This window comes from Nocardia sp. NPDC057227 (assembly GCF_042669725.1).
GTDB lineage: Bacteria > Actinomycetota > Actinomycetes > Mycobacteriales > Mycobacteriaceae > Nocardia > Nocardia asteroides_A.
Window position 1 is genome coordinate 23,801 of record NZ_JBHUXA010000041.1, and the last position, 12,936, is coordinate 36,736.

Sequence of the window (12,936 nt, forward strand, 5' to 3'; positions counted from 1 at the left end):
ATAGCCGAATAAGCTGGCTCGTTGTCGAGTGCGTTGCCGCGGGAAGGGTGTTGTCGTGCTGGTACTCAGGGCCGATCTCGTCGAGGCGATGGTGGCGCACGCCCGCGCCGACCACCCGGACGAGGCGTGCGGGGTGCTCGCGGGCCCCGAGGGCGCGGACCGCCCGGAGCGGTTCATCGCCATGACGAACGCCGCGCGCTCGCCCACCTTCTACCAGTTCGACTCCGGCGAGCATCTGAGGGTCTGGCGCGAGCTGGACGACGCCGACGAGGAGCCGGTGGTGATCTACCACTCGCACACGGCGACCGAGGCCTACCCCAGCCGTACCGACATCAAGCTCGCGCAAGAGCCGAACGCGCACTACGTGCTGATCTCCACCCGCGATCCGGAGCAGCACGAGCTGCGCAGCTACCGCATCCGCGAGGGCGAGGTCACCGAGGAGCCGGTGCGGGTCGTCGACGCCTACTGAACCCGTTCAACCCCGAGGAGAACCGATGCCGGTAACCGTGTCCATCCCGACCATCCTGCGCAACCTGACCGGCGGCGAGAAGCGCGTGCAGGCCGAGGGCGCGACGCTCTCCGCGCTCATCGCCGACCTGGAGGCGAACCACCCCGGGCTGTCCGAGCGGCTGCTCACCGACGGCAAGCTGAACCGCTACGTCAACATCTACGTCGACGACGAGGACGTGCGCTTCGCGGGCGGGCTGGAGGCCGAGGTTCCGGCGGGCGGCAGCGTGACGATCCTCCCCGCCGTGGCCGGAGGCGCACTCGACCACACCGGGGCCGGCGTCCTCGCGATCTCCTGATCCGGTGGCACGGTACGAATCGCTGATCGCGACGCTCGGCGACACCCCGCTGGTCGGGCTGCAGAACCTCTCACCGCGCTGGGCGGGCGAGCGGCCGGTGCGGCTCTGGGCCAAGCTGGAGGACCGCAACCCCACCGGCTCGATCAAGGACCGCCCCGCGCTGCGCATGATCGAGCAGGCCGAGGCCGACGGCAGGCTCACCCCCGGCTGCACGATTCTGGAGCCGACCAGCGGCAATACCGGGATCTCGCTCGCCATGGCGGCCAAGCTCAAGGGGTACCGGCTGGTCTGCGTCATGCCGGAGAACACCTCGGTGGAGCGCAGGCAGCTGCTCACCATGTTCGGCGCCGAGATCATCGGCTCGCCCGCGGCGGGCGGCTCCAACCAGGCGGTGGCCAAGGCGAAGGAGATCGCCGCGGCCAACCCGGACTGGGTCATGCTCTACCAGTACGGCAACCCGGCCAACGCGCTCGCGCACTACGAGACCACCGGCCCGGAGATCCTCGCCGACCTGCCCGAGATCACCCACTTCGTGGCCGGGCTCGGCACCACGGGGACGCTCATGGGCACCGGGCGCTACCTGCGCGAGCACGTGCCCGGTATCGAGATCGTCGCGGCCGAGCCGCGCTACGGCGAGCTGGTCTACGGGCTGCGCAATATCGACGAGGGGTTCATCCCCGAGCTGTACGACGAAACCGTCCTCACCAGGCGCTTCTCCGTCGGCCCCCTGGACGCGGTGCGCCGCACCAGGGAGCTGGTGCTGGAGGAGGGCATCTTCGCGGGCATCTCCACCGGGGCCATCCTGCACGCGGCGCTCGGCGTCGCGCGGAAGGTGGTGGCGGCGGGTGCGCGCGCCGACATCGCCTTCGTCGTCTGCGACGGCGGCTGGAAGTACCTCTCCACCGGCGCCTACGACGGCACGCTGGAGGAGGCCGAAGAACGGCTGGAGGGGCAGCTCTGGGCCTGAGCCCCGGTACGCTCGATGCCAGAGCTACGCAGGAGGTGCCATGGTCGTCGGTCCTGGTTCGGGGTCCCCGCCGAACAGTCCATCGGTCGGCTCCCGCGCCGTCGCGGTGATCGGGAAGCTCTGGGCGCAGGCGGCCGCGCTGATGCTCGGCTTCGTCGCGCTGCTGTACGGCATCGAGGGCGTGGACAGCCTGCAGGGCGTCGACCTGGACAGCGAGGGCATCCGCCCGCGCGACCCGGACGGGCTCTGGGGCGTCGTCTGGGCGCCGCTCCTGCACGGCAACTGGGATCACCTGATGGGCAATACGCTGCCCGTGCTGATCCTCGGCTTCCTCACCCTGCTCTCCGGGATCGGCCGCGGATTGGCCGCGACCGCCCTCATCTGGCTGATCGCGGGCGCCGGAACCTGGCTCATCGGCGGGGCGGGCACGGTGCACGTCGGCGCCTCCTCGCTGGTCTTCGGCTGGCTCACCTACCTCATCTCCCGTGGCTGGTTCGCCCGCAACCTCACCCAGATCGTGGTCGGGCTGGTGGTCTTCGCGATCTACGGTTCGCTGCTCTGGGGCGTGCTGCCCGGCCAGCCGATGATCTCCTGGCAGGGCCATCTCTTCGGGGCCGTGGGTGGCCTCGTCGCCGGCTGGGTACTCTCCGGAGACGAACGTCGTCGCCGACGCGCCACGGAACCGCGCCCGATCGCACACCCCCGGTGACCACGTCGCACACCCGTGAGAATTTGGGGGATCCCTTCGTGACCGGTGAAACGTCGTGGCAGCATGGGGGCATGCGCCTTACCGTCCTCGGGTGCTCGGGCAGCGTGTCCGGCCCGGACTCCCCAGCGTCGGGGTATCTGCTGACCGGTCCGGACCTGACGCCGACGGTCATCGATTTCGGTCCCGGCGTGCTCGGCGCGCTGCAGAAGTACGCCGATCCCGGTGCGGTCGACATCTTCCTGACGCACCTGCACGCAGACCACTGCCTCGACCTGCCCGGCCTGCTGGTCTGGCGCCGCTACCACCCGACGCCGCCGGTCGGCCGCGCCATCGTGCGCGGGCCGTCGGATGCCCCGCTGCGGATCGGCAACGCCTCGGCCGAGGTCGGCGGCGAGACCGACGACTGGTCCGACGTCATCGACCACCGCACCTGGCGGGAGGGCGAGACCGTCGAGTTCGGGCCGGGACACACGATTTCGGCGCGCCGGATGTACCACCCGCCGGAGTCCTACGGGCTGCGCATCACCAGCGCCGAGGGCAGGGTCTTCGTCTACACCGGCGACACCGCCCTCTGCGACGCGGTCTTCGAGTTGGCCGAAGGCGCCGACGTGCTGATGTCCGAGGCGTCCTGGACGCACGACCCGGCGAATCGGCCGCCCGGCATCCACCTTTCGGGGTACGAGGCCGGGCTGATCGCGACCCGGGCCGGGGCCAAGGAGCTGCTGCTCACGCACATCCCGCCGTGGACCTCGCGGGAGGACGTGATCGCGGAGGCGAAGTCGCAGTTCAGCGGGCCGGTGCACGCCGTCGCGCCGGGGGAGAGCTTCGATCTGTAGCACCGCCGCCCGGCGCCGCGCCGGGTGCGGTTAGGCTGACCCCGTGTCGAGACGAGTGGACGGCAGGGCGGACGACGAGCTCCGCGAGGTCAGGATCACCCGCGGATTCACCACGCATCCAGCGGGATCGGTGCTGGTCGAGTTCGGCCAGACCCGGGTGCTGTGCACCGCGAGCGTCACCGAGGGAGTGCCGGGCTGGCGCCGGGACAGCGGCCTCGGCTGGCTCACCGCGGAGTACGCCATGCTGCCCGCGGCCACGCACACCCGCAGCGGCCGGGAGTCGGTCAAGGGCCGGGTCGGCGGCCGCACCCAGGAGATCAGCAGGCTGGTCGGGCGCTCGCTGCGCGCCTGCATCGATCTGGCAGCCATCGGGGAGAACACCATCGCCGTCGACTGCGACGTGCTGCAGGCCGACGGCGGCACCCGCACCGCCGCGATCACCGGCGCCTACGTCGCGCTGGTCGACGCGGTGACCTACCTCGCGGCGGCGGGCGCGCTCGCCGACCCGCAGCCGATCTCCTGCGGCATCGCCGCGGTGAGCGTCGGCGTCGTCGACGGCCGGGTCCGGCTCGACCTGCCGTACGAGGAGGATTCGCGCGCCGAGGTGGACATGAACGTGGTCGCCACCGACACCGGCACCCTGGTCGAGATCCAGGGCACCGGCGAGGGCGCCACCTTCCCGCGCTCCACCCTGGACAAGCTGCTGGACTCCGCGCTGGCCGGCTGCGAGCAGCTCTTCGTGGTGCAGAAGGAGGCGCTGGCCAAGCCCTATCCCGGCACGCTGCCCAAGCGCGCCGAGACCGGGAAGCGGCGGTAGCGGTGGCGCGCCGGGTGCTGCTCGCCAGCCGCAACGCCAAGAAGCTGACCGAGCTGCGCCGCATCCTGGACGAGGCGGGCGTGGCCGGGATCGAGATCGTCGGGCTCGCCGACGTGCCGGAGTACCCGGAGGAGCCGGAGACCGGCGCGACCTTCGAGGAGAACGCGCTGGCCAAGGCGCGCGACGGCGCCGCGGCCACCGGGTTGCCGTGTGTCGCCGACGATTCCGGGATCGAGGTGGAGGCACTGAACGGGATGCCGGGCGTGCTCTCCGCGCGCTGGTCCGGGGGGCACGGGGAGGACGCGGCGAACAACGCGCTGCTGCTCGCGCAGTTGAAGGATGTCCCGGACGAGCGCAGGGGCGGGCGGTTCGTCTCCACCTGCGCGCTGGTGTCGCCGGACGGCGCCGAGACCGTGGTCCGCGGCGAATGGCCGGGGCGGATCGCCAGGGAGCCGCTGGGCGAGCACGGATTCGGCTACGACCCGCTCTTCGTGCCGGAGGGCGACGGCCGCTCGGCCGCCCAGCTCACCCCCGCCGAGAAGGACGCCGTCTCGCACCGCGGCCGCGCCCTGAAGCTGCTACTTCCCACCCTGGCGGCACTGGCCGAGTAGCGCCCGCGGCTCGGCTGTCCCCGGCGGCACTGCCCGGGCGGTGCGGTGCCCTGATACCCGCTCCCAGCGGGTATCAGAGATTGAAATCTCGCTTCACCTGGACGGCGTTGCGGTGCTCGACGAAGAACGAGAGCAGCGGGACGGTGCCCGCCAGCAGGGTGCCGACGGTGCGCCCGAGCGGCCACCGCACCTTGACCGCCAGGTCGGCGGTGAGCAGCAGGTAGACGAAGTAGACCCACCCGTGCACCATGGCGATCCAGCTCGGCGGATTCGCGTCGAACCCGTACTTCGCGATCATCTCCGCGGTGAGCAGCAGCAGCCAGAGACCGGTGGCCCAGGCCAGCACGCGGTAGCGCAGCAGCGCGCCCGCGATCTTGCCGGTATCGGCCGTCCGCTTCGCGGGGCGGGTCTCGGCGGGGTTCTCGCTGGTGGTCAACCGGCGCTCCTGTCGGGGGTGGCCGGGCGATTCAGCTCGGCGAGGTAGCTGTTGTAGGCGGCGAGCTCGGGGTCGTCGTCCCTGGCGGCGGTGGGCCGCTCCGGCAGGATGCCGGCCGGGATCTCGCGCGCGGCGCTCGGCCGGGGCTCGGCCTCGGCGGCCTCCTCGTCGTCGCGCTCCAGCCGCACGAACCGGAAGTACGCGAAGACCACGAACCCGGCGAAGAGCGGCCACTGCAGCGCGTAGCCGAGATTCTGGCCGGTGCCGCTGGACGACTCGAACCGCTCCCACTGCCACCAGCCGAGCGCCAGGCAGGCCAGCGCGGCCACGATCACCAGGGCGATCAGGGCCGGGCGGCTGTGGGCCGGGCGGTCCGGCTGAGGTGAAGCGGGCACGCTCCCACGGTACCCGCTTCTACTACAGCCGACGTAGGGCAGCTCCCCGGTCAGAGCGTGGCGCTGATCCCGGTCAGCCGCTCCGACTCCGCCCACAGCCTGCGCTGCAGCTCGGCGTCGCGGGAGAGCCTGGTCGACGGGCACGGGCCGACCGGGCCGCGGGACTGGAACAGCCAGGTCGGGCCCCAGTAGGTGTTCGGGTCGGCGTCCGGCTCGGTGGCGGCGAAGAGCGTCGACTCGGCCGCGTGCCGCGGCGAGTGCCCGACCAGCCGGATGAACGGCTTGCTCACCAGGTCGAGCGGGGTCTCGGTGCGGGTGAAGAGCTCGGTGGCCGAGACACCCGGGTGCACGCCGTAGGAGCGCACCGCGGAGCCGTTGCTCGCCAGCCTGCGCTGCAGCTCCCTGGCGAACATCAGGTTCGACAGCTTGGCCTGCGAGTACGCGGCGCCGCGCTGGTAGCGGCGGTGCTCGTAGTTGAGGTCGTCGACCCGGAGCTTCCCCGCCTGCTTGTGCGCGACGCTGGAGACGGTGACCACCCGGTCCCGGATCTTCGGCAGCAGCAGCGCGGTGAGCGCGAAGTGGCCGAGGTGATTCACGCCGAATTGGGTCTCGAAGCCGTCGGTGGTGCGGGAGAACGGGATGTTCATCAGCCCGGCATTGTTGATCAGCACGTCGAAGTCGCCGGTGGACTCGGCGAAGCCGCGGATCGAGGCGAGGTCGGCCAGGTCGAGCTGCTCGACCCGGACGTCGCCGTCGATCTTCTCGGCGATCGCCTTCGCCTTGTCCGCGCTGCGGCAGGCCATGATCACCGCAGCGCCCTTCGCGGCGAGCGCCTTGGTGGCCTCGGTGCCGATGCCGCCGTTGGCTCCGGTGATCACGAAGGTGCGACCGGTCTGGTCCGGGATCTGTGAGGGTTTCCACGCCATGGCGCCCACCTTGGCACACTTTCTGAGACGGGGTGCCCGGACCCCGTTCGCGCCGCGGCCCCGGTGGTTCGCTGCCGTGTCGCTGAGGGGGCGTGCTACCCGGGAAGTCGCATACTGAGGCGATGAACGGTGCCGTTGCTGCCGCCGCTCCGGCGGAGCCGCTGAGCCGCGCGCGCACCAATGTCGTCTTCGGCACGGTGGTGCTCGGCATGCTCATGGCCGCGCTGGACCAGACCATCGTCTCGACGGCGCTGCCGACCATCGTGGCCGATCTCGGCGGGGCCGGGCACCTCGCCTGGGTGGTCACCGCCTACCTGCTGGCCGAGGCGGTCGCGACGGTGCTCGCGGGCAAGCTCGGCGACCTCTTCGGCCGCAAGCTGGTCTTCCAGCTGAGCGCGCTGATCTTCATCGCGGGCTCCATGGTGGCCGGGCTGGCGGGCGGCATGGCGGTGCTGGTCGGGGCGCGGGCGGTGCAGGGCATCGGCGCGGGCGGGCTCATGGTCACCTCGATGGCGCTGATCGCGGACGCCATCCCGCTGCGCGAGCGGGGCAAGTACCAGGGCGCGCTCGGCGCGGTCTTCGGCGTCACCACGGTGATCGGGCCGACGCTCGGCGGGTTCTTCACCGACAGCGTCGGCTGGCGCTGGTGCTTCTACGTCAATGTGCCGCTGGCGATCCTGATGATCGCGGTGGCGGCGCGCAGTATTCCCAAGGTGCGCGCGGCGGTCCGGCCGGTCGTCGACTACGCGGGGATCGGGCTGGTCGCGGTCGGCGTCTCCGCGCTCATTCTCGGGCTGGAGTGGGGCGGGCAGGAGTATCCGTGGGGGTCGTGGCAGATCATCGGGCTCTTCGTGCTCGCGGTGCTGCTGCTGGCCGGGTTCGTTGGGGTGGAGCTGCGGGCGGCGGAGCCGATGCTGCCGATGGCGCTGTTCCGCAGCCGGGTCTTCACCGTGTGCTCGGTGCTCAGCTTCATCGTCGGCTTCGCCATGCTCGGGGCCATGACCTACCTGCCCGCGTACCTGCAGTACGTGGACGGGGTGAGCGCGACCGCCTCCGGGGTGCGCACGCTGCCGCTGGTGGCCGGGCTCTTCCTCACCTCGATCATCTCCGGGCAGGTGGTCGGCCGCACCGGGCGCTACCGGATCTTCCCGATCGCGGGTACCGCGCTCATGGCCGTCGGGCTGCTGCTCATGTCGACCATGGGGCGGGGGACCAGCACGCTGCGGGAGTCGTTCTCCATGCTGGTGCTCGGGCTGGGGATCGGGCTCGCTATGCAGGTGTTGACGATCGTGGTGCAGAACACCGTGCCGTACGCGCAGCTCGGGACCGCGACCTCGGGGGTCACCTTCTTCCGGACGCTGGGCAGCGCCTTCGGCACCGCCGTCTTCGGCACGCTCTACAGCAACGAACTGAGCGCGCGGCTGGCGACCGCGCTGGCCGCGAACCCGGGGGTGCCCGTCGAGGCGGCGCAGAACCCGGAGGCGCTGCGCCGGTTGCCCGCCGAGCAGGCGGCGCCGATCATCGACGCCTACGCCGCCGCCATCGACCACGTCTTCCGCTGGGTGGTGCCGGTGGCGCTGGCCGGGTTCGTGATCGCCTGGTTCCTGAAGGAGGTGCCGCTGCGGGACAGCGCCAAGGCGGCGGCGGGCGATGTGGGGGACGGATTCTCGGTGCCGGGCCCGGACGATCGGGTGGCGCTGCTGGAGCGCGAGGTCGGTTCGGCGCTGCGCCGGGCGCGGGCCGCCGGGCCGGTCGGGCCCGAGTTGCTCGCCGCCGCGGGGAGCGGGCTCGGGCGCGGGCAGGCGTGGGCGCTCGGGCAGGTGTACGTGCTGCGGCGGTATCGCGGGGAGGCGACGCTCGGGGCGATCGCACTCGCGCACCGGGTGCCGGAGGAGGTGCTGCTTCCGGTCTTCACCGAGCTGATCGACTCCGGGTACCTGGCGCGCGGTGGTTCGCGGCTGCTGCTCACCGAGCGCGGGCAGCTGGAGGTGGATCGGATTCGCGAGGCGTGGCGGCGGTGGTTGGATGCTCGGCTCGACGACTGGTCGGCCGATGATCCGGCGGATCGCGCGCTGTTGGCGCAGGCCATGGACAGTATCGCGACGAAGTTGCTCGACGAGGGGGTTCGGCAGCGGGAGCTGACCGGGGTCTAGTTCTGCTCGCCCGCAGGAGGTTTCTCGGCCGCATCGGACTCGGGCGGGGGCACCGCGTCCTTGCCCTTCGCACCGGCGAACAACGCCGCGGTTCTGCCCTTCGCGTCCGCGAACAGCGCCGCACCTCTGCCCTTCAGGCCGGCGAACAGCGCCGCGCCCTTGCTCTTCGCGTCGGGCACCGCCGCGGCTCCCCCTTCGGCGGAAGTCGCCGGTGCGGTGGGGGCTGCCGGTGCCACGCTCGCCGAGGTCGCCACTGCCTCTGGGGACGCTGCCGGGCTTGCATCCGTGGCGGGGGCGGTTTCGGTGGGCGCGGCCGGGCTCGCGGCGGCGGTGCCGTCCGAACCACCGTCAGGGGAGGAGGGGGTGCCGACCGGATCGTCCGGGCCGGCGGCGGGCGCTTCGAAGGGGATCACGTTGCCGGCGAAATCACGTTCGCCGAGCGATGCTCGCACCGCGCTGACCAGCGCGGCGAGATCGACCCAGGTGCAGGGCGGTTCGGCGTCGAGGTTCCCGATCCGGTACCACTTCTCGGTACCGCGGTAGCGGACCAACCCGTGGCCGCTCTCGTCGAGCGAGAGATCGAGCTCGCCCGAGACCGTTCCCTCCTCTTCCGTGAGGACGGCGGCCCTGCTCTCCAGTGTGACGATCTCGCTTATGCGAACCCTCCTCGGCTGACGCAGTCGTCGATCGCGGTTTTCAGCGCGGCCTGCTCCGCACTGTCGACGGTGAGGCCGTACTTTACCTTGATCTGCAGGTAGTGAACCACGTAGGCGCACCGGAACTCGCCGGGCGGCAGGTAACTGGACACGTCCTGATCACCCTTGGAGCGGTTCGCCGTCGGGTCGGAGGCGACGAGATTCGTTGCGTCGTTGGCGATCGCGCGCCTGGTCTCCAGATCCTTGCCACCCGCGCCGGAGCGCCACGCCTCGGCCAGCGGCACGATGTGCTCGGCGTCCACCTTGGCGGGATCGGTGATGAAGGCGTACGGCTTCAGCTTCCCGGTCTTGCGGTCGACCACGCCGTAGTGGTCGTGCCAGCCGCCGTCCTTGCCGATGCTGAGCTTGCAGGACTTGGGGTCGAGCGAGACCGGGCCGGTGGCGTCGCGCAGCATCATGACGTCGCGGGTGGTGCACTTCGCGTACTGCGAGAACTCCGGGCCGAAGCCGTGGTCGAGCGGGGCGGTGTCCCAGTGCGGGAACTTGTCCCGGTCGTACCCGGCCATCTCGGCCTCCGGCGCGACCTTCAGCTGCCCGAGCAACGCCGTGGCGTCGGCGGCGGGGACCCCGGCCGAGGAGACCGGGCCCTGCTTGCCCGGCGCGCCGGGCTGCTCGGTCGCGGTGCAGCCGGTCAGCACCCCCGCCACCAGCAGCGGAACGACAACGGCAAACGCTCGGCGCGCACCGCGCCGAGCAGGAGCAAACTTCACCACGATACCCACCGAACCGGAGTCGAACCACGAACCGCGCCACCGTACTCGGCGACGCGGTGAACGAATGTGATTGTCGCATATGAGCTACCCCACACCGTGTTTTACGGTGCGGAATCGGGTGGCGCCGGGGTGAATTCGGGGCAACCGCCCTATTCGACCGGCGTGTCGGCGGCCTCCTCCTGGGCGGTCGGCGGCACTCCGGTCTCCAGGAAGCGGATGAGCCGGTCGATCCGGCCGGTGTGGTCGACGCAGCGCTCCAGGTGGTGGCCGAGCAGCGCGAGGTCGATGGCGGCACCGATCGGCCGGTCGGCGGGGGAGCCGGCCAGCGCGGTGCGCAACCGTCCGTGCAGCTCGCGCATCTCGGTGACGGCGGCGGCCTGGTCGGTGGCGGGGCGCCCGTTCGCGACGCCATCGACGGCGATGGCGGTGCGCGCGGTGGCGAGCCTGCCCATGGCGCCGATCGTGTCGGCGACCTGGCCCCGTGCGACCGGCTCCGGGTGCGCGCCGTACACCTGGTCGGCGACTCCGCTGGTGAGCCTGCCGATCCGGGAGAGCTCGCCGGCGATCTGGATGGCGGTCACCACGTGCCTGAGGTCGCGGGCGACCGGCGCCTGCAGCGCGAGCAGCACGACGGTGCGCGCCTCGCAGGCGGCGTACATCTTCTGCAGCTGCTCGTCGAGCGCGAAGACCTCGTAGGTGGCGGCGAGGTCGGCGGCGGCGAGCGCGTGGGTCACGCGCTCGGCGGCGTCGTGGGCGAGCCGGCACATCTGCGTCAGATCCTGAGTCAACGCGACGAGCTCGCGGGTGAACTGGGTTCGCACGGGCTGCATTCTCGCGTACTGGGAGCGGTGCGGGCGAGCGTTACTGGCGCGCCGCTCGCGCTCCGCGCGTCAGTGCCCGTAGCGGGCGGCGTACCTGGCGCGATCGGCGTCCGCGCGGCGGGCCTGCGCCGGATTCCGCAGATCCTGCGGGAAGCCGTGCTTCGCCAGCCGGTGCGCCCGGTTCATCGGCATGAAGGCGACCGTATAGAAGAGGGCGAGCAGCAGGGCGAGCAACACCATCGACCCGCGCAGCCACAGCTCGCCGGGGAAGAGCAGGAAGGCCGCGAACAGGGGAGTGAACGGGACCATGCCGCGCAGCACGTGCCTGGCCGCGGCGTGGTCGCCGGTGAGGTCGCGGCGCACCCAGTCCCGCATGGAGTCGGGGAGGCGGCGGCCGAAGGCGTAGCCGATCCAGCGGATCGGGCCGGGGCGGCGGGGTTCGCGGGTCACGGGAGCTCCTCGCGGGCGGGTGGCCGGGTGGCGGCGCGCCTGGCCGCGGCGTTCACCCGGTTCAGGACGGTGTGCAGTTCCTCGAGGTCGCCGAGGGTGACGCCGAGCCGCTCGACCACCGCGGGCGGGATCTCCTCGGCGCGGGTGCGCAGCGCGTGGCCCTCGTCGGTCAGGTCGACCTGCAGGGAGCGCTCGTTCCCCGGGTCGCGGCCCCTGCTGATCAGCCCCGCGCCCGCGAGCCGCTTCAGCAGCGGCGAGAGCGTGGCGGAATCCAGTTGCAGCGCTTCGGCGATGGCCTTCACCGACATCGGCGCCTCGCCCCAGAGCGCAAGCAGCACCAGGTACTGCGGATGCGTCAGCCCGAGCGGCTCCAGCAGCGGCCGGTACACCGCGAGCACCGAGCGGTTCGCCACGGCGAGCGCGAAGCACACCTGTCGATCCAGGCGGAGCGGATCCTCGACAACGGTCATGCTGCGAGCTTAGCCCACGAACACTTAGTGCACGAACTATTCGTGAACGAAGTCATATTTCCGAAATTAGTGCAGTTTGGTGCTCGAAAAGCCGGGAATAGCTGGCCTGTAGGAAAACTCGACACCACGCAGGAAGTGTCATGATCATTCTCATCGGGCTACTGATCCTGGTCGCCGCCGTGATCGTCGGCGTCGCGGGAACCGTGGCCAATACGGGCGAAAGCCAGTACCTGGCAAGTGATTTCACGGTCTTCGACTACCACTTCTCCGGTTCGAGCGGGCTGCTGTTCTTCGACGGCATCGTGCTCGGCGCCCTGGGGATGTTCGGCTTCGTGCTGGTGGTCGGCGGCTCCTGGTTCGCCAGCAGGCGCGCGATGCTGGCTCGCCGCGAGCTACGGCAGTCCCGCAGGGAGGTCGCCGCGGCCCGCAAGGACCTGGCGGCCACCCAACCCTCGGTCCCGGTGACGGCCCCGGCCGCCGCCGCGCCCGCTCAGAAGGTCGCATCGACCGAACAGAAGCCCTCGTGGAGCTGGAACCGCTTTCTCAACCGATCCGGCGCGGCTACCGCGAGCAAGTAACGGCCGCGAGCGCTGCGACTCGCGTCCTTCCAACCCCCTCACCCGCAGAACGAAAGTAAGGACAGGAAAATGATTGTTCTCGGCCTGATTCTCCTCCTCGTCGGCTGGCTGCTCGGCATCCCGCTGCTCACCACCGCCGGTATCGTCGTGCTGCTCGTCGGCGCCGTGCTGCTGCTCGCCGGCTCGCTGGGCCGCCCGGTCGGTGGCCGCAAGCACTATTTCTGACCCTCGCCATGGCATTCGAGGATCGAGTGGCCCACCGGGTGGAAGCAGCCCGGGGGAACGCGAAGAAGGTGCTCGGACGCGCGGTCGGTAATCGCCGGCTGGAGGCGTCGGGGCGCAAGGACCAGGCGACCGGCAACCTGAAGCGCGCGGCCTCGGCCGTGCGGGACGCCTTCCGGCGCTGATCCACCCTCGAGCGGGGGGGGGGGGGTTTTTATTCGGGACCCCCCCCCCCCCCGGTGTGAAAACCAGGCCCGCCCGGCCGGCCGGGGGGGGGGGGCCCCCCCCCCGGGGGCGCGCGGGGTGAGGG

General features: G+C 71.4%; 19 protein-coding genes. 11 read left to right on the forward strand and 8 right to left on the reverse strand.

The window, feature by feature from the left end:
• Positions 1-28 precede the first annotated feature (28 nt).
• The 7 genes from ACFUJ1_RS33420 (at position 29) to rdgB (ending at position 4,746) form a co-directional block, all read left to right on the forward strand.
• The gene (locus ACFUJ1_RS33420) at positions 29-469 is read left to right on the forward strand and encodes a Mov34/MPN/PAD-1 family protein (RefSeq protein WP_378651310.1); all 441 of its coding nucleotides are present in this window, start codon (positions 29-31) and stop codon (positions 467-469) included.
• Positions 470-494: 25 nt separating this feature from the next.
• Positions 495-806: a MoaD/ThiS family protein gene (locus ACFUJ1_RS33425; RefSeq protein ID WP_378651311.1), complete on the forward strand. Its 312-nt coding sequence runs from the start codon at positions 495-497 to the stop codon at positions 804-806.
• Positions 807-810: 4 nt separating this feature from the next.
• Positions 811-1,773, forward strand: coding sequence for a PLP-dependent cysteine synthase family protein (locus tag ACFUJ1_RS33430; RefSeq protein WP_378651312.1), 963 nt, complete (start codon positions 811-813; stop codon positions 1,771-1,773).
• A 40-nt stretch (positions 1,774-1,813) separates the two neighbouring features.
• Entirely contained in the window at positions 1,814-2,482 is a 669-nt protein-coding gene (locus tag ACFUJ1_RS33435; RefSeq protein ID WP_378651313.1) for a rhomboid family protein, read from the forward strand.
• Between the two features lie 71 nt (positions 2,483-2,553).
• The gene (locus ACFUJ1_RS33440; RefSeq protein ID WP_378651314.1) at positions 2,554-3,318 is read left to right on the forward strand and encodes a cyclic nucleotide-degrading phosphodiesterase; all 765 of its coding nucleotides are present in this window, start codon (positions 2,554-2,556) and stop codon (positions 3,316-3,318) included.
• A 43-nt stretch (positions 3,319-3,361) separates the two neighbouring features.
• Positions 3,362-4,135: a ribonuclease PH gene (rph, locus tag ACFUJ1_RS33445; RefSeq protein WP_233016315.1), complete on the forward strand. Its 774-nt coding sequence runs from the start codon at positions 3,362-3,364 to the stop codon at positions 4,133-4,135.
• A 2-nt stretch (positions 4,136-4,137) separates the two neighbouring features.
• A complete protein-coding gene (rdgB, locus tag ACFUJ1_RS33450; protein ID WP_378651315.1) occupies positions 4,138-4,746 on the forward strand; it encodes an RdgB/HAM1 family non-canonical purine NTP pyrophosphatase in 609 nt (202 codons plus the stop codon).
• 73 nt (positions 4,747-4,819) lie between these two features.
• Here rdgB and ACFUJ1_RS33455 read toward each other — a convergent pair whose 3' ends face one another.
• From ACFUJ1_RS33455 to ACFUJ1_RS33465, 3 genes are read right to left on the reverse strand one after another with little or no spacing between them, the layout of a single operon-like run.
• A complete protein-coding gene (locus tag ACFUJ1_RS33455; protein WP_378651316.1) occupies positions 4,820-5,182 on the reverse strand; it encodes a DUF3817 domain-containing protein in 363 nt (120 codons plus the stop codon).
• Positions 5,179-5,577, reverse strand: a complete 399-nt coding sequence (locus ACFUJ1_RS33460; protein ID WP_378651317.1) for a transcriptional regulator — start codon at positions 5,575-5,577, stop codon at positions 5,179-5,181. The genes ACFUJ1_RS33455 and ACFUJ1_RS33460 overlap by 4 nt, the downstream gene beginning before the upstream one ends.
• Positions 5,578-5,627: 50 nt before the next feature.
• Complete coding sequence (locus ACFUJ1_RS33465; protein ID WP_378651318.1) at positions 5,628-6,503, reverse strand: oxidoreductase; 876 nt, start codon at positions 6,501-6,503, stop codon at positions 5,628-5,630.
• Between the two features lie 122 nt (positions 6,504-6,625).
• Between ACFUJ1_RS33465 and ACFUJ1_RS33470 the strand changes: the two genes are divergently transcribed.
• On the forward strand, positions 6,626-8,656 hold the full coding sequence (locus ACFUJ1_RS33470; protein WP_378651319.1) for an MDR family MFS transporter: 2,031 nt from the start codon (positions 6,626-6,628) through the stop codon (positions 8,654-8,656).
• On the opposite strand, the gene ACFUJ1_RS33475 is transcribed toward ACFUJ1_RS33470, so the two are convergent.
• The 5 genes from ACFUJ1_RS33475 to ACFUJ1_RS33495 all read right to left on the reverse strand — a co-directional run bounded on the left by ACFUJ1_RS33475 (position 8,653) and on the right by ACFUJ1_RS33495 (position 11,826).
• Positions 8,653-9,207, reverse strand: coding sequence for a hypothetical protein (locus ACFUJ1_RS33475; protein WP_378651320.1), 555 nt, complete (start codon positions 9,205-9,207; stop codon positions 8,653-8,655). The two genes, ACFUJ1_RS33470 and ACFUJ1_RS33475, sit on opposite strands and share 4 nt — an antisense overlap.
• A gap of 101 nt (positions 9,208-9,308) precedes the next feature.
• A complete protein-coding gene (locus tag ACFUJ1_RS33480) occupies positions 9,309-10,085 on the reverse strand; it encodes an HNH endonuclease family protein (protein ID WP_378651321.1) in 777 nt (258 codons plus the stop codon).
• A gap of 149 nt (positions 10,086-10,234) precedes the next feature.
• Positions 10,235-10,906, reverse strand: a complete 672-nt coding sequence (locus ACFUJ1_RS33485; protein WP_378651322.1) for a phosphate uptake regulator PhoU — start codon at positions 10,904-10,906, stop codon at positions 10,235-10,237.
• Between the two features lie 69 nt (positions 10,907-10,975).
• A complete protein-coding gene (locus ACFUJ1_RS33490; RefSeq protein ID WP_378651323.1) occupies positions 10,976-11,356 on the reverse strand; it encodes a DUF5313 family protein in 381 nt (126 codons plus the stop codon).
• Positions 11,353-11,826 carry a MarR family winged helix-turn-helix transcriptional regulator gene (locus ACFUJ1_RS33495; RefSeq protein WP_378651324.1) on the reverse strand — a complete coding sequence of 158 codons (474 nt, stop codon included), beginning with the start codon at positions 11,824-11,826 and terminating at the stop codon, positions 11,353-11,355. Before ACFUJ1_RS33495 ends, ACFUJ1_RS33490 begins: the two co-directional genes overlap by 4 nt.
• Positions 11,827-11,966: 140 nt before the next feature.
• Here ACFUJ1_RS33495 and ACFUJ1_RS33500 point away from each other — a divergent pair, with 140 nt between their 5' ends.
• From ACFUJ1_RS33500 to ACFUJ1_RS33510, 3 genes are all read left to right on the forward strand, one after another.
• Positions 11,967-12,404: a hypothetical protein gene (locus ACFUJ1_RS33500; RefSeq protein ID WP_378651325.1), complete on the forward strand. Its 438-nt coding sequence runs from the start codon at positions 11,967-11,969 to the stop codon at positions 12,402-12,404.
• A 69-nt stretch (positions 12,405-12,473) separates the two neighbouring features.
• Positions 12,474-12,629: a hypothetical protein gene (locus ACFUJ1_RS33505; protein WP_378617165.1), complete on the forward strand. Its 156-nt coding sequence runs from the start codon at positions 12,474-12,476 to the stop codon at positions 12,627-12,629.
• 8 nt (positions 12,630-12,637) lie between these two features.
• Positions 12,638-12,811 carry a CsbD family protein gene (locus tag ACFUJ1_RS33510; RefSeq protein WP_378651326.1) on the forward strand — a complete coding sequence of 58 codons (174 nt, stop codon included), beginning with the start codon at positions 12,638-12,640 and terminating at the stop codon, positions 12,809-12,811.
• Positions 12,812-12,936 lie beyond the last annotated feature (125 nt).